The organism is Rubritalea squalenifaciens DSM 18772 (genome assembly GCF_900141815.1).
GTDB classification, from domain to species: Bacteria; Verrucomicrobiota; Verrucomicrobiia; order Verrucomicrobiales; family Akkermansiaceae; genus Rubritalea; species Rubritalea squalenifaciens.
Map to the genome: position 1 here is coordinate 756,640 of NZ_FQYR01000003.1, position 23,956 is coordinate 780,595.

A 23,956-nucleotide genomic window follows, 5' to 3' on the forward strand; every position below is an offset into this window, starting at 1 on the left:
CGTGTTAAATACTCATAAGCCACACAGGGTCAACATGTTAACCTACTTATTCGGTTGGTACGCTACCGTTTCACAGAGGAAGCTGCGAACATCATCAAGCCCCTCTTCTTGGTCAGCTGAAATCGGGATGATTTTCACCTTCGGGAATCGCTGTTTGAAGTTCTTAAGGTTTTCATCAGCCCCCTCCAAGTCCATTTTGTTGGCGATCACGATCCAGTCAAATTTAGCCAGATCTTCATCGTACATACTTATTTCTGCACGCAGGGTTTGCAGGTCTTCAATAGGATCTCGACCGTCAACTCCTGCCATGTCGATTACGAAAAGCAATAAGTGGCAGCGTGTGATGTGCCTGAGGAATTCATGACCCAGGCCACGGTTCTGGTGAGCGCCTTCAATAAGCCCAGGGATATCAGCTACTGTGCATCGCTTGAATCCAGGAAATTCAACCACACCCACCATAGGCTTTAAGGTGGTGAATGGATATGAGGCGATCTTCGGCTTAGCTGCTGAGAGCTTGCTTACCAATGTAGACTTGCCTGCATTCGGGAATCCCACCATGCCGGCGTCAGCAATTCTTCTCAACTCAAAATAGAAGACCCCCAGATCTCCCTCGGTTCCCAGAGTATGCTCTTCGGGCGCGCGATTGGTGGACGACTTGTAGTGCCAGTTCCCTTTTCCTCCCTTGCCCCCTTTACAGAGGACATATGTCTGGCCATGCTCGGTCAAATCAACAACAGGATCAAGATCGATGCCTTCATCTCGTTCCATGGCGACAGCCTCCTGAAGGTCTATTGCGGGACTGCGATAAATCACGGTGCCCGGCGGGACCTTGGCGATAACTGTCTTGCCATTCTTGCCGTGCTTGCGCTGGCCAGCGCCATGACCACCACCTTTGGCGACCAACTTAGGATCGTAGAAGAAAGCTTTCAGGTTATCTGTGTGGTTGGAGCACTCAATGATGATATCACCGCCATCACCGCCATCACCCCCATCTGGACCACCCTTGGGCAGATATTTTTCCCTGCGGAAATGGACGACTCCATTACCACCATCTCCTGCCTTGCAATATACTCGGATGTGATCGACAAACATAATAGTTCAGAATTGTATGAGGGTTTGATAACCTGCGGGCGCGCTACATAACAGCAAAACCCGATTCGGCAACCAACAAATGCTCCCCGTTCAACTAATTTTGTGTCTTTCAAGGCCTTAAAGGCGCTCCAAAACACCTAATTTAGCCTGAAATTTGACGTTAGTTAAGAAATATGAATCATTTTCCTAAATTTTCTCTTGGCAAACATGCCTGATTCGTGCAAGTTCCCGCCCCCGTCGCAGACAGATGTGCGACGAAGCAATTTTTAACAAGATCCTAGATCATGGTAGCACTTCGACTCAACCGCCAAGGTACAAAAGACCGCCCTTACTACAAAATCGTAGCTGTGGACAGCCGCGCACGCCGTGACGGCCGCTACATCGAGCAGATTGGTAACTACAATCCAATGATTGAGGGTGTTAACTACAACCTCGACCTCGACAAGGCTGAGAAGTGGATCAAAAACGGTGCTCAGCCATCTGACACAGTTTCAAGCATCATCAAGAAGGCCCGCAAGGCTGCTCTTGAAGCTTAATCCATCTTCCCTACAAAGTTTTCATTAAGCCGTCCGCTTTTAGCAGACGGCTTTTTTACGTTCCCTCCTCACGTGTTATAATGTAGCTCGCTCGATCTAATCTAGGCATCAAAAAAGCACCTACCATGTTAATGGTAGATGCTTTACGAAAATTTAATAAGCGCCTGACTGGCTACACCAGCGGAAGATCGTAACTGCGACCAGATTTACCCTCGAACCAGTTAATGTAGGCAGCGTTCACTGTAGCCATTCCACCAGGAGTCGGGAAGTCACCAGTGAAATACCAATCACCACATGGCCCTTTGATCGAAGCATGAAGGTTATCGATGGTCTGGAAGATGATCTGAACCTCACCGTCCCAGTCTACATCTTCAGGGTAGACCATGCGACTGACTTCAGCTGAGATTTGATCGTCAGTGAAGCACTCATAAACGCGCTTCACTTGATTAACTCGCTCTTCAGCCGGCTTACGAAGCTCTTCCTTGCAAGCTTCGTAAATTTCCTTAAGGAGCTCATTGTTGCCCTCACGCTCATGGAGAGCCACTGCAGCCTGGAAGGCAATGAACTTGCCAAGTTCGGACATATCAATGCCGTAACAGTCAGGGTAGCGGATTTGAGGCGCTGTAGAGCAAACAACAATCTTCTTAGGATTCGTTCTAGAGAGAATCTTTAGAATAGATTGCTTCAAGGTGGTTCCTCGAACAATCGAATCATCCAGCATCACGAGTGTATCCACCGGCTTCACCAAGTCATAAGTGATGTCGTAAACGTGGGATACCAACTGAGCCCTGCCTTTCTCCTGGGAGATGAAGGTGCGCATTTTGATGTCCTTATGCGCCACCTTTTCAGATTTCGGCCAGTTTCTCAAAATTACTTTATCAAGCATCTCTACATCGAGAGTGCCGTTTTCGATGGCTTCCACAAGCTCGGCGCGGACCTGCTGACGGCGATACATGCGCAAGCCATCCATAAGTCCATAGTACGCGGTCTCCGCCGTGTTTGGAATGAATGAGAATACAGCCTTGTCGAAGTCATTATTCATGGCATCAACCACCTGATCCACAAGAGCCGCCCCCATAGCCTTACGTTCACGATAGATAGAAGGGTCGTTACCTCGTGAGAAATAGATGCGCTCAAAGGAGCACGGGGCCTTTTGAACCTCTGGATGGAAGCGCTCAGTGCGAATCTCGCCGTTATGGCCTATAATGGTCACATTACCGGGCTCCATCTCTTTGACCTGCTCCTTGTTGGCCTCAAAGACAGTCATGAGAGGTACACGTTCTGAAGCGAATGCTATCACTTCATCATCAATATAATAATGGCATGGACGAATGCCGCGAGGATCACGCATGACAAACGTGTCCCCGTTACCTACGGCGCCGCAGATCGCATAACCTCCATCCCAAGATTTAGCTGATTCACTGATTATCTGCAGCAAGTCAAGATTCTCAGAGATCATGGCGGGAATCTCTTGGCCGTCCACTCCCTTGTCACGCAGTTCACGATAAAGATCCGTGTGTGCCTCATCCAGGTGGAAGCCCAATTCCTCAAGTACAGTTTGCGTATCTGTACCAAAAACCGGGTGCTGCCCCCTTTCGATCAACTTCTGATTCAATGCTCCTGCATTGGTCATATTGAAGTTACCTTGAACCAGAAGAGTTCTTGTTGGCCAGTTACTGCGACGCAGGTATGGGTGACAGGAGCCCTCATCAAAGCGACCTGAGGTTCCATAGCGCAGGTGCCCCATCAATACTTCACCACCGAAATCGAATACGTTTTTAACGCTGCCAGCGGAGCTGGGATCGAGCATCTGCTTGCGGGCAAGCTTGTTGAACGTTTTGATCTCTTTATTGAAGACTGTAGCCAAGGAGTCCTTGCGGGCATCGCGGCGGCGAAAGATGTATGGCTGCCCGAGTGGCATACCCAGCTTACAGCAACCGATGCCAATACCATCTTGACCACGATTGTGCTGCTTCTCCATGAGAAGGAAGAGCTTGTTCAAGCCCCACAGCGGAGTGCCGTATTTTTCAATATAATAGGAAATAGGCTTTCTAAGGCGGATCAAGGCGATGCCGCACTCATGCTTTAAAAAGTCGCTCATGAATCAATATGTTCGGTGATTGATTGAAAAATAATAAGTTGAGGTGCCGGAAAGTGGCACCTCTTGTAAAGTTTGGCAAATTAAGCTTCGCGCTCAACTACGCGAACACCCTCCTGGGATACCACCTTGCCAATGACATGTCCGCCCGGGCCGGCCTTGAGGATCTTGTCAGTATCCTCAGGTGACACGATGCATACCCAGCCGATACCCATATTGAAAGTGTGGAACTTATCCTCAGCATCCACGTACTTGAAGACTTTGCGCATTACCGGATTGTCCCAGAACGGGATTTCCAAGTCAGCCCCAAGACCACGGAAGAGGCGCTCCAAGTTCTCAGGTAAACCTCCACCCGTGATGTGAGCCATTGCTTTTGGGGTCACACCTGCTTCACGAACATCCTTAACGACATCGTGGTAAAGGCGCGTCGGAGCAAGCATTTCACGCACCTCCTCAGCGGAGAAATCAGAACCGTGCTCAGCCAGGACGCGACGGATAAGGCTCCAGCCGTTGGCGTGTGGTCCATCAGATGCATAGCCCACCAGAACATCACCCTCCTTCATCGTGGATGGATCAATCAGGTTCTGCTTCTCAGAGCAGCCAATGCAGAAACCGCTAAGCTCAACAACATCCTCCGGGACGATGCCCGGCATTTCAGCAGTTTCACCACCTGCAAGTATGCATCCGCAATCTTCCAGGTAGTCACACATTCCAGCAATGAGGGCTGTAATGCGTGGCTTATCGAGTTTGGCGATACCGATATAATCAAGAAAAAGCAACGGATCCCCACCAGTGGTGAGAATGTCGTTCACACTCATTGCAACAAGGTCCTTGCCTGCAATCGCAAGTTCATCATGCTCAAGCAAAAGCTCAAGTTTGGTGCCCACTCCATCACAGCCTGTGACGATAACGGGTTCTTTGTATTCACTGAGATCATATGCTGCAGCGAAGAGACCGAACGCTCCGTGAAGTTGACGCTGCTGCTGAGTGCGACGCACATGTGTACCGATGTCTCCCACGAGGGCTGCTGCCTCTCGTGTGTCGACTCCTGATTCTTTGTAGGTAAGCTTGCCTGCCATGGTGTGGCTTTGTTGTAACAGTCCCCCTCCACGTGGCAAGTCCCAAGCGGAGAGTTTTCTATTTTCTGGATTAATCATTCTGCTTCAAACTCATTCATAGATGAAGCAAAAATGCGCACCAATTAAGGTGCGCATGAAAAACGTTTGAATGCTAGTGATTAGTGGCGGAAGTGACGATGACCGGTGAAGACCATGGAAATGCCAGCCTCATCAGCAGCAGCTATGACCTCCTCATCCCTGATGGAGCCACCAGGCTGGATACATGCTGTGGCTCCTGCTGCAATGGCTGCCTGAAGCCCATCAGCAAATGGGAACATCGCGTCAGAGGCGATCACGCTACCATTGAGGGATAAGCCAGCTTCCTCCGCCTTCCAAACCGCGATGCGGGATGAATCAACGCGGCTCATTTGGCCTGCACCGATGCCGAGTGTGCGATCGGACTTGGCATAAACGATTGCATTGGACTTCACGTGCTTAACCACGCGCCAAGCAAAGCGCATTGCGCGCATTTCCTCCTCTGTTGGCGGGCGCTTGGTGACTACGCGCTCTTCAAGATTGTCCAGACCAAGGGCTGTATGATCACGATCCATAACCATGAGGCCTCCTGGGCAAGAGCGGATCACTGGAGCCTTCTTAGCAATAGCGTAGGCGTCTTCATTCATTTTGATCAGGCGGAGGTTCTTCTTTTTCTGAAGAATAGCGCGAGCTTCAGGCTCGAAGTCTGGAGCAATGATCACATCAGTAAAGATCGTAGAGATGATCTTGGCAAGCTTCTCAGTAAGAGGTCGATTCACAACGATTACCCCACCAAATGGAGCTTGTGTATCAGTTTCGAACGCACGCTGCCAAGCCTCGCGCAAGCATTCATCATCCTGCCCCACGCCGCACGGGTTAGTGTGCTTAAGGATTGCAACGGTAGGACGGGCAAAATCACAGATTAGATCAGCTGCGGCTTCAATATCTAGAATATTTGTGTAGCTGAGCTCCTTACCCTGGAGCTGGACAAAGCAATCACTGAAATCGCCGTAGAGAGTAGATGCCTGATGAGGATTATCCCCGTAGCGAAGTTCACGCTCGAAAGGCAAAGTGATGGAGAATGAAGAGCGTGTGCCCTCTGCCGCCTGGCTGAGGTAGTTGGTGATTGCGCCGTCATACTGAGAAGTTCTAAGGAATACTTTGACCGCGAGCTCTTCACGAAGCTTGAGCGTAGTATCCCCTTCGTGCTCCTTCATCTCCTCGACTACGCGCTCGTAATCGGCAGAGTCTGTCACCACGGTGACGCTCTTGTAGTTCTTGGCAGCACTGCGCAGCATGGATGGCCCACCAATATCGATATTCTCAATAGCCTGCTCAAGAGTCACATCAGGCTTCGCGATAGTCTCCTCGAACGGGTAAAGGTTTACGACGACCAGATCAATCGGCGGGATGTCATTATCCTTAGCTTGAGCGATATGCTCTGAGTTGTCTCTTTTATGAAGTAGACCTCCGTGCACTTTAGGGTGCAGCGTTTTGACACGTCCCTCAAAAAGCTCAGGAGCTCCTGTGTAGCTGGATACGTCAATAACAGGCAGGCCTGCGTCTCGAATGGCAGCAGCTGTGCCACCGGTAGAGAGAAGCTCTACGCCAAAATCATGGAGTTGCTTGGCGAAGTCGACCAGGCCGGTCTTATCGGATACTGAAAGAAGTGCACGTTGAATAGCCATATTGTCAGGTATAAATTCTACCGTCGCTGGTTGGAAGCGGCGGAAACACGTCCCTATAATACCTCCCCTGCATCTACAAGAGCAATGTGCGCACTCCACTCCACATTAATGGAATGCCTGCTTAACAATCAACATCTACGAGAAGAATGCATGACAAAGCTTAGATTTTTTTGAAAATCAGGGTTGCAATCCCGATTATTCCGGTCTTAAAGTCCGCCCGCAATACCAAGCAACGTGCGCACGTGGCGGAATTGGTAGACGCGCTGTCTTCAGGCGGCAGTGCCCTAGGGCGTGGAGGTTCGACTCCTCTCGTGCGCACCATTTATAAACCACCCTATCAACGGGTGGTTTTTTTGTTTTTGGCGCAGGCCATTTGAACCAACTTATTGTCTATTAGCGTCCAATTCCAGTCATTCATTAAGACCAATGTTAGCCGTAGATCTATCGATCTTAGTATTAGAAGTTAGAACATGTGTTCATTTGTCTACGTAGCTAACAAGTCGTTCAAACAAAATAATTGAGAGACTAACTTAATATCATCAATAAATGCATGAAACGATATCATAATGTTTTGACAAAAGCACTGCCATGCAGTTCAATGGTAGAGGACCAGATAACCCGTAACCACTTGACATATGAAATCTAAGAAGAACCTAACCAGATTCACTTACGAAACAACAGCCTTCCAAGGCTGGCGTCTCTGCTTAAGCAGAGCTGGATCCACTTTTACCAAGTATTTTTCCGACAAAAAATACGGTGGTGGACGTAAGGCGTTGAAGGCTGCTGATGAAACACTCAAGAGTCTTAAGGATCTGATTGATAATTCTCGCAGAGTGAATGGTAAACTCAGCAAGACTACTATCAAGAAGGCCGAAAAGATTCTAAAGGACGCGTAATTGCGTGTTCATAATCCGAATCTAACCTCAACAAGCTACCCCGCTCAAAATAAAAAACGCAGACCTTAACGGGCCCTGCGTTTTTATTTTTTATCTATTAGCAAAGCTCGACTCCCCAGACTGCTACTTCCAGTTTCTTGGCGAACTGAGCGCAATAGGGTGCGCCACTCAAATCGAAGCCAAAAGCTTCACCTATACCATTCTTGTCGATCTGATACTGGACTTTTTGGAGTGGCCACTGCCTGTGATGCACCTCGCCTCGATATAGTTTACCGCTTTTAGAGCATGCGTAGAGGCAATAACGTTCACAAAGCCACTCCTCCAGACTACCTCTTTCAGCTTTACACGTTTCACCAACAGGTTGATATACCCCATCAAACGAAGCCCCGGAACACTCGCGGCTAGAACGATAGTGAATTGATCCATCCGCATTCGCTACAGAACTCATGTTTGCCTTGAAGTACGGTAGATGAAAGAATTTACGGGCAGCCCATACAGCCAGACTCTGATCGGCATCTAAACTGTAAAACCACACCCCAGGCTTGTCATCTCGCTTCACATAAGTCCGTAGATTCAACTCTGGAAAATTTGAGACACCAGGGATAGAAGGTAAACCACGCATCATGACTCCTTCCATGCGAAATGGGACTACACTAATCCATGCATCGCCATCATAGGTGTCTACTTCCAAGCCGTCTGGCAGAGTAGCTTGAATCTGGGCTTTTCGGACAGGCCAGTGAAAAAACGCCAGATCCAACCAATACTGTTTCCAACTAGGTCGGCTATCAACCAGCGGCCACGGCCGGTGAGAAGTGTGATTCAGGCAGTCCATCAGATGATTCCTTGGTCCATACAGTACCTTACAACACTGTATGTTAAATAACCAAAGAGCAAAAGCCAACCTTCGATACGATTGAGAGCCATCCTGGACCACATAAACAGGGTGATCACTATGGTAAGACCGAGCATGACCATCTTATCCAAAGAGGCAATGTTCTGCTCCGCAATCGGATGCACCATGGCGGTAATGCCGATAACCGTGAGGATATTGAAAATGCAGGACCCGATGGCATTCCCCGTAATGATGTCACCCTGTCCCTTCCTGATAGCTACAATAGAAGTAGCCAGCTCAGGCAGAGAGGTGCCAAAGGCAAAGAGAAAAAGTGCGATGATGGCCTCAGAAACGCCAAACCATTTAGCCACCTCTGCTCCATGTTCAACAAGCCACTGAGAGCCAAACTTAAGTGCCACCAGGCCAACAATGATCAAAAGTACGCTCTTCACCATCTGACTGGCGCCAGATTTTTTCATTTCCTCTACCTCTTCCTCACTGAATTCCTCGTAATCCCCTGCTCCTTTTTCCTTTCTGGCCTCAATCAGGCTAGCAGTCACATAGATGATGATGCCCGCAAAAAGAATGCCGCCTTCCCAGCGCTCAATGCGCTTATCCCATAGCATCGCCACAAAGACGAGTGAAGTGATGATGAGGATGGGCATCTCCCGTTTGATGATTTGTAGATGGATGACCACAGGCTTCATGGCCGCAGCCACACCGAGTATCAGAGCGATATTGCATATGTTTGACCCGATGATGTTACCCAAGGCCACATCTGGTTGCCCGTTTAAATTAGCCTGTAGTGAGACCAAAAGCTCTGGAGCACTTGTGCCAAAAGCGACTACCGTCAATCCCACCACGAGAGGTGAAATACCTAGCTTGATCGCTATGCTGGACGCACCTCCAACAAGCCATTCTGCGCCGAAATAGAGCGCCACAAGTCCGCCGATGATAAAGAGAAAATGTATGATGATGGGATCCACGTCGCGGAGCATGCACTGGGTCTCGGCTGTGTCCAACAACTTTTGGCGAATTGGTGGCCATCTTTTTGCAATTATTAATTCCAAATCCCAGCCACGTCTGCTAAACCCCCGCGCATGTCACGCAATCATTCCATTGCAATACTAGCAGGCGACGGTATCGGGCCTGAAGTCATGAAACAGGCGGTTAAGGTTCTCGACGTAGCATGCGCTCGCTTCGGGTTCACCGTTGAGAGAGAACATTGCCTCGTGGGTGGTGCGGCGATTGATGCAGTCGGCTGTCCATTACCACAGGACACAGTGCAAGTCTGTGAAAAGGCCGACGCGATTCTCTTCGGCTCCGTAGGCGGACCTAAGTGGGAAAATCTCCCACCGGACGAGCAGCCGGAACGTGGTGCCCTTCTCCCCATCCGCAAGCACTTTGGACTCTTTGCCAACTTGCGCCCTGGCGTTTGCCTGCCAGCGCTCAAGCATGCCTCCCCGGTGAAGAATGAGCTTATCCCAAACGGGTTTGACGTGCTTTGCGTGCGCGAGCTTACTGGCGGAATTTACTTCGGTCAGCCAAAAGGTAGACATGAGGAGAATGGTGATATCGTAGCCATTGATACCATGGTCTACAAGAAAAGTGAGATCGAGCGCATTTGCCGCATCGCCTTCACAGCAGCTATGGCCCGTGACAAGCGCCTAGTCTCCGTGGATAAAGCGAACGTGCTGCAGAATTCCATTCTCTGGCGCGAGACATGCATCGAGGTCAGCAAAGACTTCCCAGAAGTCGAACTCTCCCACCTCTATGTCGACAATGCGGCCATGCAGCTGATCAAGCAACCTGCTTCATTTGACGTGCTGGTTACTGGCAACCTTTTTGGAGACATCCTCTCGGATGAGATGGCGATGATTTCCGGTTCTCTAGGCATGCTTCCAAGCGCTAGCTTGGGCGAGCAAAATGACAACGGCCTCTACTTTGGCATGTACGAGCCATCAGGCGGTTCAGCTCCCGATATAGCTGGACAGGGCATCGCCAACCCTATCGCCCAGATTCTCTCCCTGTCCATGCTCCTCAGATATTCACTGGGCGAGAATGAGGCAGCTGATGCAATCGAGGCGGCAGTCAATGCCGCCATCGACAGTGGTCTCCGTACTGGTGACTTATACACAGGTGCTGACGGTGAAACGAAGGTCTCCACCGATGAGATGGGCGACGCTATCGTGACTGCCCTGCAGGTCTAATTCCCAGAGCCAATATCGATCTAAACAAAAAAGGAGGGCTATTACTGAGCCCTCCTTTTTTATGGGTGATCTTACTCGTTCAATTTTGCCTTAAGCTCCTTAATTTCAGCCATCAACTTAGGGATCTTGGAGACATAAGCCTGCCTCTTGTGCTCTTCTGCCACAGGCCTTGCCGGCAGTCCGTGATACATGGCACCGCCCTCAAGCGATTTGGTGACACCCCCACGGGATAGAATGACGGCTTGGTCGCCGATGGTTAAGTGACCAGCTACGCCTGCCTGAGCTGCGATGGTGACATAATTTCCTAATTCACTACTACCAGCTATGCCTGTTTGGGCAACAACGAGGCAATGCTTGCCTGTCTTCACGTTGTGGGCAATCTGCACCAAATTATCAATCTTGGACCCTTCGCCAATAACTGTCTTACCAAAGCGGGCGCGGTCAATGGTGGTGTTCGCACCGATTTCGACATCATCCTCGATCACTACAATACCAAGCTGGTCCACTTTCTCATGCTTTCCATTTACCAGCTCATACCCATATCCATCGGAGCCGATAACGCAGCCGGGCTGCAGTGAGACTCGATTTCCCAATTCACAAAACTCGCGGACTGTGGCATTAGCCCCAATCAAACAATCCTGACCGATTTTCACGCCTTCGGAAACTACGGCACCAGCGCAGACTTGAGTGCCATCACCAATCTCGCAACCGTCTTCAATAACCGCACCAGCCATAATGGAGACTTTGTCCGGATTAAATATCACATCATCGCCCACAATCGCCCTAGGATGAACTCCTGGTTTAAAGACCCGCTGCCTGCTGGCAAACTTCTTAACCAGCTCTCCAAAAGCATAAGATGGGTTTTCAACCTCAATTAAAACCGGGCCTGTTGGTTTGTCAGGGAGACCAGCAGGAACGAGAACTAAGCCGGCCTTGGTTGTTAAAAAATCCTGATAGTATTTCTGATTACCAAGAAAAGAAGCGTCCTTGGCTTCGGCTTCGGCAAGTGAATTAACACTCGCAAACTCTCCTTCAGCGGCTTCTGAGATGATCTTGCCGCCTGTGATTTCTATTATTTCCTGAACACTGAGCTTCACGAACAAGACCATCCTACAGAAACACACTCCTTGTCAGTTCCGTTTTCTAATATTTTTAAAGCCGCGCATTTTAATACTACTCATATTAAACATGAGTTTCAGTTTTCGCGAAGTTTTGGCTTGGCGAGTTACCATTTCGCATGAATATAGCTCTGTATTATTTAATACACACCTATTACCCGATCAAACAGGGGGCTAGCTCAACCTATGGGCTAGTCCCCTGTTATTTTTTAACTAATCAGAAGATTCGGGCTTCAATAATTGTAATGCGCTTGCATATTCCCCGCATGTCAGCGGTGAACTACAAAACAGGTAACGAAAAACTCATCAAAGTCCTTGATGGGGCCTCACAGCACCTGAACGCATTACTCAAGAAGCAAGGTCGTCCAGATGGAGCTCTGAGAATTGCTGTTGTTGGCGGTGGTTGCTCCGGCTTGCAGTATAAGATGGATCTCACGGATGGTCCTCGTGACCGCGACATTCTCGTAAGAAGCAACGAGGTCAATGTGGTCATCGACCCAAAGAGCGCGCTGTTCGTGGCAGGTAGTGAGCTCGATTACTCAGATGATCTGCAGCAAGGCGGCTTCAAGGTGTCCAACCCGAACGCTCAGGTCACCTGCTCTTGCGGAGAGAGTTTTGCAGCCTAGCGCGAAGAGCGCTTGGCCTTCTCGTCAGCAATATATTGTCGATCTTCGACGGACAGCTTTCTCTCGTGAGTTCTCGATAAATTGCCGTCTGGATCTACCAGTAGCAGCTGCCCGTTGTGGTATCTCTTTAGCTTGGCAAAAACACTGCGGCCACGGTTGTCGTGCCAAATACGGTAACCGCGCTTTTCCATCGACTCCTTCCACTTGCCGTAATCTTGCATAGCTACACGATAAGCCTGCCTCAGACGTCCAAAGTAAAACTCGGCATTCCCTCCCTTGTAACCAGCATAATTACCAAAAACAGAATCTCGTGGAGAGAGTACCACTACTACAGGCGCGCCAAGAACGTTGTAACGCTCTTTGAGTTTCTTGACATATTCTTTCTTCCTGAGCCGCACTGCCGTGTCCCCTTCCACAACATTCGAATCCACCTGTAATCTGACTACTTTGTCTTCAGCCCAGTCCTTGAAAACCTTGGTTGAGAACACTTCTCTGTCCAATAATTTACAGGTTGGACTATGCTTGGAATTGGTAAACCATATCAGTACTGGAGAACCTGAGCGTCGAGCTACTTTCATGGCTTCAGAGTGACTTTCATACCAGTCATTACTAACGGGGTTTTCCCAAGTCTCAACTAGTGCCTCTGGGGCAGCATCTGGATCCTCATCAGACAAATAATAAATGCTATCCTCATCAGGCAGCTGGTCAGCGGTGACACGTGGAGTCACCTTGTTCAAATCACCCAGAAACCCACCACTATTGGCCTCATTCACATCATGAGATTCCTTCTTGCTCCTCATATCGTCCGCTTTTTGATTTATAGCTGTAGCGGAATTCTTGAGCATGCCACAGCTACTCAAGACGACTGAGCATGCAGACAAAAGACTGAATAACGATAGGCGATTCATGCGGGAACGCTAATTTAGCAGCAGAACAACTTCAAGAATCATTGTCAGTGATCAAATAAACTCCCGCACTCCCGCGTTGGGGTATGCAACAACTCATAAGAAATTGTCATTGCGGGCTCTTCTAATCGGGGCTATTCCAAGCACATCTTTCCGAGCAACAAGTCATGAGAAAACTCACATTCATCCTTACACTATTTATTACCATCTTTGGGTTAAGCAGTTATGTAATCGCCGCGGGTGCGGTTGAGCCAGCTTACGAAAAAGAAGAATATCATCTCGATGCGGATCAATATGCCAAATTCCCCCTTCCGCTCAGCAAGTATGAGAAAAAAACAACTGAGGATGGAAAAACCGATCTCGGCGCCACACTGAAATACCGTGCTACTCAGCAAAACGGCTTCAACCTCTGGGCCACCATTATTTTCGTCTGCGCCATCGTTCACACTTTCTTGGCAGGTTTCTTCACGGAAATGGCCCACAAGCACGAAAAGCGCCATCAAGAGAAAATCAAAGCAGAAGGCCGTACTGCCTGCGCCAAGCCTCATGACGATGCCAAAGATGATGTTTCTTTCCGTGCTCACCTATTCCATTTCCTTGGTGAGGTAGAGGCCATTTTCGGTATCTGGGTAATTGCTCTTGTTGCTGCTATTTTCTACTTCTTCGGCATTTCTGAGCATGGCTTCGCCGAAGGTATGGGAGTTGGCTTCAAGCAAGTGGAGTATTATCTCGGAAAAGACGTTAACTTCACCGAGCCGCTGTTCGTTGTTATCATCATGGCGATTTCGGCAACACGTCCAGTCGTGCGTTTTGCAGAGAAAATCGTAGGCTCAGTCGCTCGCCTTCTTGGCGGAGGCCCTGCTGGCTGGTGGCTCTCTGTACTCACCATTACTCCTCTTCTTGGGTCTTTCATCACAGAGCCTGCTGCTATGACCATTTCAGCGATGCTCTTGGCCAAATGGTTCTATTCAAAGCGCCCTCCAGCATTGTTCGCCTACGCCACACTTGGTCTTTTGTTTGTGAACGTATCCGTTGGCGGTACTCTCACTCACTTTGCCGCTCCTCCTGTTCTCATGGTTGCTGCCAAGTGGAATTTCGGACTTGGATTCATGTTCATCAACTTCGGTTGGAAGGCCGCCATTGCCATTCTAGCCAGTAACGCTATTTACTACGCTGCTTTCCGTAAGCATTTCGCCGATCTTGCAAAGCGTCTGGACGGTACTGAAGACAACAAAATCAAGTGGGCTGACCGTGAAGACCCGATCCCTGGTTGGGTCACTCTTTGCCACCTCATTTTCCTTGCCTGGACAGTGCTGACTGCTCACTACCCAGTACTCTTCATTGGCGGATTCATGTTCTTCATCGGTTTCACTCAAGCTACAGGCCACCACCAGAATGAGGTAAGCATGAAGTCACCACTCCTCGTTGGTTTCTTCCTCGCTGGTCTCGTGATTCACGGTAAATGCCAAGCTTGGTGGATTGAACCTCTGCTCACTACCTTCGATAACAAGTACATTCTCATGTTTGGGTCTACCTTGCTCACTGCCTTCAACGATAACGCAGCGATCACCTATCTTGCCTCACAGGCACCAGGCCTACCTATCATGTCCAAGTATGCCGTACTTGCGGGCGCCGTTACTGGTGGTGGTCTGACCGTCATCGCGAACGCCCCGAACCCTGCTGGCCAGTCCCTTCTTGGTAAATACTTCGACGGAGGAGTAGCCCCAGCCAAGCTAGCCATGGCAGCAATCATTCCTACGATCATCTGTGGCGCAGCCTTCATGAGCATCCCAACTAGTGGCATGTATGAAGACCCTAAACCAAAAGTAGAGGTTACTGCTACCGATAGCCATGATCACGACGACCACAATGGTCACGATCACTAAACTGTAAAGAAATCATCAAGCGATGTTCACAGGTCTTGTAGAATCTACTGGCACAATCACCCAGATCGAGAATCTGGGTGAGCAAGCCCGCTATACCGTCCAACTGCCGTTTTACGCAGAGTTGGCATTAGGCGACTCTGTGGCAACTAATGGATGCTGCCTCACTGTGGCATCGCTCGATCAAGATACCGCGTCTTTTGATATTCTCAGCCAGACTTTGAAGGTGACCTCACTGGGTCATCTCAAGGTCGGCTCATTAGTGAACCTTGAACGTGCTCTACGCCCTAGTGACCGATTGGGTGGCCATTTTGTTCAAGGCCACGTAGATGGCACGGGTGAAATTCTTGATCTATCCGAGCACGGTCAAGACCACCGCTTTGAAGTCAGTTTGCCAGAGTCCATCTACAAGTATTGTATCGGCAAAGGCTCTCTGGCCGTAGATGGAATCTCTCTAACGATTGCAGAGCTCACCGACAACTCGGCAGTCTTCTGGATCACTCCACACACCTTTGAGCACACTAACCTTGCTGACAAGAAACTTGGTGACCCTGTCAACTTGGAAGCCGATTTGCTAGCCAAGTACACTGAGAAGCTCCTCAGTTCAAAAGCCTAGTAGCGCTCGGGACGCTCACGCTTCTCGTGATCGATCCTATCCGCAAGGTTTCTGGCCTTGATCTTGTGGTCACGTTTAGCTCGGCGTTCAGTCAGCATTTGACGCTTCTTACGTCTTCTTTTTAATTCAGCAATCTCGTCTTCGAGCTTAAGGTAGCTTTCGTATCGTCGCTCATCCAGTTCACCCGACTCCACTGCAGCACAAATAGCGCAGCCTTTATCTGAGCCATGCTTACAATCGTGGAACTTGCAATGGGACGCCAGCTCCTCGATATCTGCAAAACTCTCCCTCAGCGTGGTTTCATCTGTCCACATCTGGACTTCTCTTATACCAGGGTTATCAATGAGGATCCCACCACCTTCGAGTACGATGAGCTCTCTAGCCGTCGTGGTATGACGTCCTTTCCCGGTTAGCTCATTCACCTCACTAGTCCATTGCCACTCTTCACCCATGAGCTGGTTGACAAGAGTCGATTTACCCACACCACTGGAGCCCACAATGGTGATACTCACTCCCGGCTCAAGATACTTCTTAAGCACTTCTAGTCCTTCATTCTTCGCTGCACTGGTAACATAGACGTCTGCCTCGGAGGACAACTCTTCGATCTCTAGTTTAGCTTCCTCGTTGAGTTCGGCCGGGAATAGATCACTCTTGTTTACAAGTACGACCGCTTTAGCCCGGCTTCTCTCTATGAGGGTGAAGTACCGCTCCATACGACGCGGATTGAAATCACTTCCAGCATCGGTAACCACAACGACAATGCTGACATTGGCAGCCATCACCTGTTCCTCACTGCTCTTGCCTGGCGCCTTTCTTGAAAAGCATGTCTGGCGTGAGAGCCTGGCCCGAATAACCGTATCTTCACCCTCACCACCGACATCCAGAGCCACCCAGTCACCTACCGCTGGCAATTCAGCATCACTCTCCGCATCATGGTAGACCTTGCCACCCATGACGACCTCCAATTCCTCACCGCCCTCGAGTAAAGCTCCGTAAGTAATTTTATTGTCACGAATCAAGCGCGCAGGCACCCACCCTTTTTTGGTAAAAGGTTTAAACTCGGAGGCAAACTCCTGATTCCATCCCAGATCTTCGAGCGTCATTCTTAGGAAAAGTAAGCGTTATTCTGTTGTTTTGTCACCTGCGAATCGGCCTTTCACCCACTCTTCTACGTCTGCGCGGCGGATTTTCCCCAGAGGACTCCGAGGAAATTCCGACATCACCAATAATTCCTTGATGGCGCACAAGCCCCTATTCGCGTGATCAGGCAAACGGCTGGCCGAGTCTTCGCTAACGGCCACCAATACCAGGCCCCTTCTCTGATCGGGAATAGGAACTACAATAATCTCTTTGCCTAGCAACTCACATAGATTGTCCTCTACGACTTGCAGATCTACCAGTTCACCAAGAATTTTCACACCACGACCGAATCTTCGAAGAAACTTCAATCGTCCCCCCTGAAGCAATACTTCATCTTGAGTAGTAAACCACCCCTCACTGTCTACAGGAGACTGGAAACTATAACCTTCATGTTCACGCACCACGTAGCCGCTGAATAGCGGCTCACCTTTAATCCGCAACCGGCCATCATCATCTATCGATGTATCCCATCCTTTAAGAATTTTGAGCCAGTAGTCTCCGCTATCACCCGTGGCTATTTGAGAAGACGCTTCAGACATGCCGTAGCTGCGCAACAGCGGCCATCCTAATTCAATGGCTTTCTGGTAGATCTCATCATTCAAATGACCTCCGCCCACGACAATTGTCTCGATACATGACGGCGCTGTACTTCCAAGACTTACAAGGTCGACTACCTGTGCAGGAACGAGTGATGCGCATTGTGCTTGCAGCTCTTCAATCTGACTAATGAATGATTCGGCGCTCCATTTACCCCGGCAGAGATGCACGCTACCGCCGGATAGGTAAGATCGTGCTATGACCCCAAAGCCGCCCACGTGATATATGGGTATGGTAAGGAGCGATTTACATGACTTTTTGAGATTGGTGTGACCTATAACCGCACGAGCTGAAGCAAGTAGTGCCTCCTTGGAAATTGCTACCCATTTTGGAGACCCGGATGAGCCTGAGGTTTGGAAGAATACATGCGCTTTCATTTCGGCTCCATCGCGAAGCCAAGACTCTAAGGAATGGATTTCATCAGCCTGTGAATCAGCTGCGAGTACTAAATTTGAGTCCGACTCCCAAAATGCATCAGATAAAAGCTCCTTAATGAGTCGCATCGTTACTTCAGCTTTTCCCATTTCACATCCTCCAGAAGATCATCAAATCCAAAACCAGTGCCACCTGGCGACTGCCATTGGGGTGACGGATCACCCATGCGCTCAATAAAAGCATCAGGTTCAAATAATCCATGAGTCATCAAGCCTGCGACTGGGTCCTCCAGACCATAAAACCTTTTTTCCACTTTCCCAGAGCACCACGCTGCGTAACACTGACCTATGGGATGGTCCATGTAGCTGGTGAAGACGAGCTCCCATCCTTCAATCATCGCTCTAGCACACAAAGGTGTAATGTCATCTAAAGCGGGCTTTGCAATGGCGTAGGTGAATTGACCTCGGGCTTCCTCAACCTTGCGATCCACTGCCAGCGGAATACCGTAAAGTGACCGAATCCCGGCCCAGTCACGATCATTCACCTCGCATGGATCCTCTAAGAAATCAATTTTCACTCGCAGGCTCTCGTTGAGAGATTTAATGAATGCACGAATGCCGCCGCCATCCAGCACATTGTTAAAATCCAGCCTCCACCTTAGATTAGGATAGCGCTCGTGCATGGCGTTCAAGAGCTCTACTTCCTCAGCTACACGTCTACCCGCTTTCATCTTCACCACCTCAAACCCAGCAGCTACCGCTTCCTCTATTCGTTCGGATCCGCCTACAATGGTAGCATGACTCCTTGGGACTTCGACCTTGTCAAAAACGCTAACTCCTTGACTCCTGGCACGGCCATCCACCATAGCACACTTAATAGCTGACCTAACGAGAGGTCGGAAGAACCTGCCCTTCCTCAAATCCTCAATCAACTCTTCCAGTGATGGATCTCCTAACTCACGCCAAGGGTGAATGCACCCCACTCCGTCACCAATCTTGATCAGAACCCCCTTGTGGCGCGTTCTATCAGAGCGGCTATTCAATCCAAATCGACTGACTAGCTCGTAGTGATGAATGTAAATATCCGACCGCATGATTTGACTATAGGAGGCAAGCTGCAGTAAATAAACCTCCAAAGAGGATTAGTTGCAGCCCCCCCAATGCCAGGTATTTATTGTAGATTCTACCAGGCTCTCGTTTAATCACTTGAGCGCAGATTGTCGCCCCAAGCAACATGAAGAGCGAGGGAAGAATAAACAACTCGACCTGCCCGAAATAGATCCAAGCTAATCCTAGTAAAAAGGCCAAAAGTGTTTCGATCACGATAATGATCTTCCCCCCTTTGACGCCTAGCTTTACAGCCAAGGTTCGCTTGTCATTTGATCGATCCTCATCGACGTCGCGGAGATTGTTAATAGAGATAAGGACTGCACTAAGAAGCCCGATCTGAAGACCTAACAGTATTGATTCCGCTGACCAAGTACCTGTCTGCATAAAGAACGTGCCCGCTACGGCCACCACTCCGAAAAAGAAGATTACAAAAATCTCTCCTAGTCCCCTGTACGCCAAAGGTACTGGTCCTCCAGTATAACCATAGCATAGATACAGTGATGGAATCCCTATCGCCACTACTGGCCATCCGCGCTGAGCATAGAGGAAATAACCAAACACTCCACTAATCAATAAGCAGAGGACAGCGAATAGATAGACTGTCCGTCTCGACAAAAGTCCGCTCGCCGTTGCTCTGATCGGACCTAGACGATGCTCGGTATCAGCACCTTTATCATTATCAATGGCATCATTGAAGAAATTGGTGGCAATCTGAATCCAGATCGCCCCCATCAGAGTACAAGAAGCCAACCAGAGATCAAAGATCCCCAGTAATTTCCATGTAAGCATGCAGCCCAGCCAGACCGGCACAATGGCGGCCGGAAGTGTCTTTGGGCGGGCTGCCAGGATGTACGGCTTGAGGTTCATAGACCTAAACCAAATTATGGCAGTCGAGGAAACTTGCCGAAGTCCGGCTTGCGTTTCTCTTTCCAGGCATCTCTACCTTCCTGAGCCTCTGCGCTCATGTAGTAGAGCAATGTGGCATTGCCAGCCAGCTCCTGAATGCCGGCTTGGCCGTCCAAGTCCGCATTGAAGCCAGCTTTAAGACAGCGCAATGCCAATGGGCTGTGCTGAAGCATTTCTCGGCACCATTGGAGTGTTTCTTTCTCAAGATCAGCTAGTGGCACCACTGTATTCACCATTCCCATATCCAGAGCCTCTTGGGCAGAATATTGACGGCAGAGATACCATATTTCACGAGCCTTCTTCTGACCCACGTGACGAGCCAAGTAGCTAGCGCCAAAACCTCCATCGAAGCTGCCAACTTTAGGCCCAGTCTGACCAAAAATGGCATTATCAGCAGCAATCGTTAGATCGCAAACCACATGAAGAACGTGTCCTCCACCAATCGCGAATCCGCTTACCATTGCCACAATCGGCTTTGGCATGGAGCGAATTACCTTCTGAACATCAAGAATATTTAAGCGAGGGACGCCGTCATCGCCAACGTAGCCCTCATCACCACGCACCTTGATGTCGCCACCTGCACAAAATGCCATATCCCCTTCGCCAGCCAGGATGACAACGCCAACCTTAGGATCTTCATGGGCGAGATGAAATGCTAGGAGTAGTTCTTTAACGGTCAACGGCCTGAATGCATTACGCACCTCAGGACGATTAATGGTAATTTTAGCAATCTGTCCATTCTCGGTAGTTTCATACCGAATATCCTCGAAATCTTTAGCTGTGGTCCACATAGCGCCGTCAGCATCGCTCTTCTAACTCTATTGCTCAAGAAATTCCTGCACCTTTGCTGAAAAGATTTCTGGCTTCTCCCAAGGCACTCGATGACCGCAATCTGGAACAACACACAACTCCCCCTGCTGGAGTACACTCACAGCCTGCTTTGCCACTTCTAAAAACTTCGTATCCCTCTCACCGACGACCCACAAAACAGGGCAATTTATACCTGAGAGCCGAGGCAGCAGGTCATCTTGTGCTCCTACACTCCAGTCCATGAATGAGCGGGCCACTGCCTCCCTGCGCTTCTTGAGCTGACTCCTGTCAGGCATACTGATCCCAGACAGAACAGACTGCTCATTCCACTCCTGCAAAAACTCTTCCCAATGACCTTTTAGCGCCTTTGCGGCCCACTCAGCATCCTTCGCCTGTCGTTGACTTCTCTCGGAAGAAGGTAGACCAGTGTGTGCCGATACAATAACGGCCTTTCTCCAGCGTTTAGGTTGATCGAGTAGTGCATGTAACGCCAGCCTGCCACCCATTGAATACCCCAAGATATCTGGCGATTTATCTTGCACCTCGCGATTGAAAGCCGCACCAAACTTACTCAGAGGCATAGGGCAGCACGCCAGAAACTGCCATAGATCTATCTTTGCAAGCCGCTGATTTTGTGCCTTTAAGTCTGCTGCCAGATGATTCCAATCACTGGCCTGCCCTAGTGCTCCATGTAGCGCATAAATCATAATTTTAGGTGAACGATGTGTTCTGAGGAAATGCTCAATCACCATGCATTTCGGCAGATCAGTGGACTTATAACTTGAACCTGACACTAATCACAAGCAGAACGTCCCCAACACTATTACCCGATGCCAGCAGACTACCACACACACACGCCACTTTGCCAACACGCCGAAGGTGAACCTGAAGCCTTTGTGGATGCTGCGATAGCTGCAGGAGTCACAGAATACGGCATCTCTGACCACGCCCCCTTTATTCCTGAGCCATTTGATGACTGGCGCATGCTCGACGAACAGTTCCCACTCTATTTACAGTGGATTGAGAGGGCTCGAGCACACGCTGGAGAGCGCCTAACAGTCAGAGCAGGAATGGAGTGTGACTGGATTACTGGCTGCGAGGAGTGGACGCGTGAACTCCGTAACCGATACGAGTGGGATTACCTGATCGGTTCCGTCCATTACCTTGAAGATAAATGGGATTTCGACAATCCAAAGTGGCTTGGCAAATGGGCTGATACGGATGTTGGGCTGGTTTGGGAGCAATACTGGAACACTTATATACAAATGGCCGACAGTGGCCTGTTTGATATACTGGGTCATCCAGACCTGATCAAAAAATTTGGATTCAGACCTGATGGTGATTTAAGCAGATTTTACGAGCCAGTAATCGATGCCATTGCAACCTCTGGATCGGCGATCGAGCTCAATACCGCCGGGTGGCACAAGCCCTGTGCAGAGCAGTACCCTCACTCTGAGTTCCTGGAGTTGGCAAGAGATGCGGGTATCGACCTTGTCATTTCTTCCGATGCGCACCATCCATCCGAGATAGCCAGAGACTTTGACAAAGCAATTACTCTAGCGAAAGCTGCGGGATACGAACAAACGGTTCTCTTCGACAAGGGCTCCAGGAAATACGAAGCTCTCTAACCTGGCACAGTGAGCTCAAAATCCGGAATAGGCACATAGAATCGTGTGCCAGAATCCGTGACTCCAAAGAAAGCTCCCTGCACGGATGCATCACTCGCTACCGTGTGATAACTGTTGTAGGAAAACTCGTCACCAGGCATGATCTCAGGAGTCTGCCCCACCACCCCTTTGCCTTCAACTACCAGAGTTTCACCAGCAGTCTCTTTGACTACCCACTTGCGAGCTTTGATCGTTATCGCCTCATCCGAATTGTTGAGAATCGTGATAAAATAGACAAATGGATGCGGTTTGTCTGGCGGGGATTCCAAATTAGGCACGTGCATCACTTCATTTAGCTGCACTTCCACGCCCTCGATTTGTCCAAACTTATAGCTCACGGGCGAAGCTTACTCAGATGAAATGAATGCTGCAATTCTCATCCCAGACTAAATTACTTTTGCAGGCTATTCCGGATCACATTAAGAGATTTTTGAGTCTCCTCATCCAGCTCATCCTCCTTGAGACTATCCAGCAACTCCAATGTCACCTCTCTGTCATCAGGGATATTAAACTTCAGGCATTGTGCCCAAGCTGCCATCGTCAGGGCCAGACGGACATCCTTGGATGCATTTCGCCAGTCCCTCTTTGCGTACTCAACTCCAAAGCTCCGGTGATCTGCATCCTCAACTCCAGACGCATTCACATGAACCAGAAGCGCTTTATGCCCTTCTTCGAGCTCCATGCCAGGATCCACTTCGTACATCACCATCTGGCCATAACCTGACTGCATTTTGATCATGGTCGGAGCGATGACCCCCTTGGCGGCAGAGGTTTGATTGTATCCTAATAGTCGATAGGCGTTGATTTGATGCCCGAATGTAAGACCAACCTCCACCATGGGCTCCTCATCAGAGTTGTTCCTGAGATTAACCAGAGCAATCAACTTACCCTCGTCCCACGGACTATGCAATAATTCAGCCCCAGCATCGATACCGCCAATGATAAAGTCCTTTGGCTGGTCGTAACTGAAGTGATTGATCAGTTCCTCCACCCTGACATCCTGCGAGATGGGGCGAAGCCCTGCTTGTAGAGCTTGAGTAACCCATTTCCAGCTCGCGTTTCCTGACACAAGTGGAACCCGAGTAGATGGGTCATTAGAGACCATTCTCCATTCATTTGGTTTTTCCAGGTTCTCATCACCATCACTGTGCCTTACGCGGTCAGTGGCGCGCTTTTGAATCTCATCCCGAAACTCTCTAGGCTGTAATTCCATGCCTCTCGCAACAGTCATAGCCTCGCCCTCTGAAGAAGGCTGGGATGAAGTAACTTCAGCTGGCTTGGATTGCTCATTCTCGGTCCAGTCACTCGGATTCTCAGAGACGCGGGCTACTAGGTCGGATGCAGGGATGTCTTCAATGGTTTGAACGTCCACAAGGTCCATGTTGTCGTCATGAATCAATGCATTGTTCAAAATCACGAAGCAAGCTGTCAGCACAGCTGCTGCGGAAAGAATAACGGTAAGTGGACGCTTCCACGCAGACTGGCGCATCGAGGTAATATTGTCCGCTACGGGAACCTTACCCGCTTGGTGAATCGCTGCGCGCTGATCAGGATGCAATTTGAGCGAATCATTGGAGCCAAAGCCTGACGCCAGCAAATCATTCAAAGCGACAAGCTCATTGACGTACTTTCTTAGCTCCGGCTTGCTCTTGATCGCCAGGCGCACGGCCTCGGCTTCCTTTTGAGGAAGCTCTCCGAAGGCGTATGCCGTCAAGCGCGGGTCGTTTTCGTCGATTTTCATGTCTTAGGGGATATGGT

At 49.5% G+C, this 23,956-nt stretch carries 23 protein-coding genes and 1 tRNA gene; 8 read left to right on the forward strand and 16 right to left on the reverse strand.

Annotated elements, in window-relative coordinates:
- Window positions 1-42 precede the first annotated feature (42 nt).
- Window positions 43-1,092, reverse strand: coding sequence for a GTPase ObgE (gene obgE / locus BUB27_RS08510; RefSeq protein ID WP_143183385.1), 1,050 nt, complete (start codon window positions 1,090-1,092; stop codon window positions 43-45).
- Window positions 1,093-1,376: 284 nt separating this feature from the next.
- On the opposite strand from obgE, the gene rpsP reads away from it, so the two are divergent.
- Window positions 1,377-1,628, forward strand: a complete 252-nt coding sequence (rpsP, locus tag BUB27_RS08515; protein ID WP_234991718.1) for a 30S ribosomal protein S16 — start codon at window positions 1,377-1,379, stop codon at window positions 1,626-1,628.
- A gap of 172 nt (window positions 1,629-1,800) precedes the next feature.
- Here rpsP and BUB27_RS08520 read toward each other — a convergent pair whose 3' ends face one another.
- The 3 genes from BUB27_RS08520 to purH all read right to left on the reverse strand — a co-directional run bounded on the left by BUB27_RS08520 (window position 1,801) and on the right by purH (window position 6,508).
- Window positions 1,801-3,729, reverse strand: a complete 1,929-nt coding sequence (locus tag BUB27_RS08520) for an amidophosphoribosyltransferase (RefSeq protein WP_143183387.1) — start codon at window positions 3,727-3,729, stop codon at window positions 1,801-1,803.
- An 80-nt stretch (window positions 3,730-3,809) separates the two neighbouring features.
- Entirely contained in the window at window positions 3,810-4,883 is a 1,074-nt protein-coding gene (gene purM, locus BUB27_RS08525; protein WP_234991719.1) for a phosphoribosylformylglycinamidine cyclo-ligase, read from the reverse strand.
- Between the two features lie 80 nt (window positions 4,884-4,963).
- Window positions 4,964-6,508, reverse strand: coding sequence for a bifunctional phosphoribosylaminoimidazolecarboxamide formyltransferase/IMP cyclohydrolase (gene purH / locus BUB27_RS08530; protein WP_143183389.1), 1,545 nt, complete (start codon window positions 6,506-6,508; stop codon window positions 4,964-4,966).
- Between the two features lie 236 nt (window positions 6,509-6,744).
- Between purH and BUB27_RS08535 the strand changes: the two genes are divergently transcribed.
- A tRNA-Leu gene (locus tag BUB27_RS08535) sits at window positions 6,745-6,829 on the forward strand.
- A gap of 314 nt (window positions 6,830-7,143) precedes the next feature.
- Window positions 7,144-7,404: a hypothetical protein gene (locus tag BUB27_RS08540; RefSeq protein ID WP_143183390.1), complete on the forward strand. Its 261-nt coding sequence runs from the start codon at window positions 7,144-7,146 to the stop codon at window positions 7,402-7,404.
- A gap of 97 nt (window positions 7,405-7,501) precedes the next feature.
- On the opposite strand, the gene BUB27_RS08545 is transcribed toward BUB27_RS08540, so the two are convergent.
- Window positions 7,502-8,161 (reverse strand): YqjF family protein, encoded by a 660-nt coding sequence (locus BUB27_RS08545; RefSeq protein WP_159434879.1) that lies wholly within the window; start codon window positions 8,159-8,161, stop codon window positions 7,502-7,504.
- Between the two features lie 74 nt (window positions 8,162-8,235).
- Entirely contained in the window at window positions 8,236-9,234 is a 999-nt protein-coding gene (locus BUB27_RS08550; RefSeq protein WP_143183392.1) for a calcium/sodium antiporter, read from the reverse strand.
- A 102-nt stretch (window positions 9,235-9,336) separates the two neighbouring features.
- On the opposite strand from BUB27_RS08550, the gene leuB reads away from it, so the two are divergent.
- A complete protein-coding gene (gene leuB, locus BUB27_RS08555) occupies window positions 9,337-10,446 on the forward strand; it encodes a 3-isopropylmalate dehydrogenase (protein ID WP_143183393.1) in 1,110 nt (369 codons plus the stop codon).
- 71 nt (window positions 10,447-10,517) lie between these two features.
- On the opposite strand, the gene lpxD is transcribed toward leuB, so the two are convergent.
- Window positions 10,518-11,555, reverse strand: a complete 1,038-nt coding sequence (lpxD, locus tag BUB27_RS08560; RefSeq protein ID WP_143183394.1) for a UDP-3-O-(3-hydroxymyristoyl)glucosamine N-acyltransferase — start codon at window positions 11,553-11,555, stop codon at window positions 10,518-10,520.
- A gap of 275 nt (window positions 11,556-11,830) precedes the next feature.
- Between lpxD and BUB27_RS08565 the strand changes: the two genes are divergently transcribed.
- The gene (locus BUB27_RS08565; protein WP_143183395.1) at window positions 11,831-12,190 is read left to right on the forward strand and encodes a HesB/IscA family protein; all 360 of its coding nucleotides are present in this window, start codon (window positions 11,831-11,833) and stop codon (window positions 12,188-12,190) included.
- Here the strand turns inward: BUB27_RS08565 and BUB27_RS08570 are convergent.
- Window positions 12,187-12,990: a thioredoxin family protein gene (locus BUB27_RS08570; protein WP_159434880.1), complete on the reverse strand. Its 804-nt coding sequence runs from the start codon at window positions 12,988-12,990 to the stop codon at window positions 12,187-12,189. The genes BUB27_RS08565 and BUB27_RS08570 overlap by 4 nt on opposite strands.
- Before the next feature lie 272 nt (window positions 12,991-13,262).
- Here BUB27_RS08570 and BUB27_RS08575 point away from each other — a divergent pair, with 272 nt between their 5' ends.
- Window positions 13,263-14,981 (forward strand): putative Na+/H+ antiporter, encoded by a 1,719-nt coding sequence (locus BUB27_RS08575; RefSeq protein ID WP_143183397.1) that lies wholly within the window; start codon window positions 13,263-13,265, stop codon window positions 14,979-14,981.
- Between the two features lie 22 nt (window positions 14,982-15,003).
- The gene (locus BUB27_RS08580) at window positions 15,004-15,594 is read left to right on the forward strand and encodes a riboflavin synthase (protein ID WP_143183398.1); all 591 of its coding nucleotides are present in this window, start codon (window positions 15,004-15,006) and stop codon (window positions 15,592-15,594) included.
- On the opposite strand, the gene rsgA is transcribed toward BUB27_RS08580, so the two are convergent.
- The 6 genes from rsgA to BUB27_RS08610 are packed head-to-tail and all read right to left on the reverse strand — an operon-like array spanning window position 15,591 to window position 21,283.
- Window positions 15,591-16,697, reverse strand: a complete 1,107-nt coding sequence (rsgA, locus tag BUB27_RS08585; RefSeq protein WP_143183399.1) for a ribosome small subunit-dependent GTPase A — start codon at window positions 16,695-16,697, stop codon at window positions 15,591-15,593. The genes BUB27_RS08580 and rsgA overlap by 4 nt on opposite strands.
- 18 nt (window positions 16,698-16,715) lie before the next feature.
- Window positions 16,716-17,834, reverse strand: coding sequence for an AMP-binding protein (locus tag BUB27_RS08590; RefSeq protein ID WP_159434881.1), 1,119 nt, complete (start codon window positions 17,832-17,834; stop codon window positions 16,716-16,718).
- 2 nt (window positions 17,835-17,836) lie between these two features.
- Window positions 17,837-18,799 (reverse strand): enolase C-terminal domain-like protein, encoded by a 963-nt coding sequence (locus tag BUB27_RS08595; protein ID WP_143183401.1) that lies wholly within the window; start codon window positions 18,797-18,799, stop codon window positions 17,837-17,839.
- A gap of 7 nt (window positions 18,800-18,806) precedes the next feature.
- Window positions 18,807-19,682 (reverse strand): 1,4-dihydroxy-2-naphthoate octaprenyltransferase, encoded by an 876-nt coding sequence (gene menA, locus BUB27_RS08600; protein WP_143183402.1) that lies wholly within the window; start codon window positions 19,680-19,682, stop codon window positions 18,807-18,809.
- 14 nt (window positions 19,683-19,696) lie between these two features.
- On the reverse strand, window positions 19,697-20,512 hold the full coding sequence (gene menB, locus BUB27_RS08605; protein WP_143183403.1) for a 1,4-dihydroxy-2-naphthoyl-CoA synthase: 816 nt from the start codon (window positions 20,510-20,512) through the stop codon (window positions 19,697-19,699).
- Window positions 20,513-20,539: 27 nt separating this feature from the next.
- A complete protein-coding gene (locus tag BUB27_RS08610; protein ID WP_143183404.1) occupies window positions 20,540-21,283 on the reverse strand; it encodes an alpha/beta fold hydrolase in 744 nt (247 codons plus the stop codon).
- Between the two features lie 78 nt (window positions 21,284-21,361).
- Between BUB27_RS08610 and BUB27_RS08615 the strand changes: the two genes are divergently transcribed.
- Complete coding sequence (locus BUB27_RS08615; protein WP_143183405.1) at window positions 21,362-22,159, forward strand: histidinol-phosphatase; 798 nt, start codon at window positions 21,362-21,364, stop codon at window positions 22,157-22,159.
- On the opposite strand, the gene BUB27_RS08620 is transcribed toward BUB27_RS08615, so the two are convergent.
- Window positions 22,156-22,536 (reverse strand): Co(2+)/Mg(2+) efflux protein ApaG, encoded by a 381-nt coding sequence (locus BUB27_RS08620; RefSeq protein ID WP_200797091.1) that lies wholly within the window; start codon window positions 22,534-22,536, stop codon window positions 22,156-22,158. The two genes, BUB27_RS08615 and BUB27_RS08620, sit on opposite strands and share 4 nt — an antisense overlap.
- A 53-nt stretch (window positions 22,537-22,589) precedes the next feature.
- Complete coding sequence (locus BUB27_RS08625; RefSeq protein ID WP_143183406.1) at window positions 22,590-23,939, reverse strand: VWA domain-containing protein; 1,350 nt, start codon at window positions 23,937-23,939, stop codon at window positions 22,590-22,592.
- Window positions 23,940-23,956: the final 17 nt, after the last annotated feature.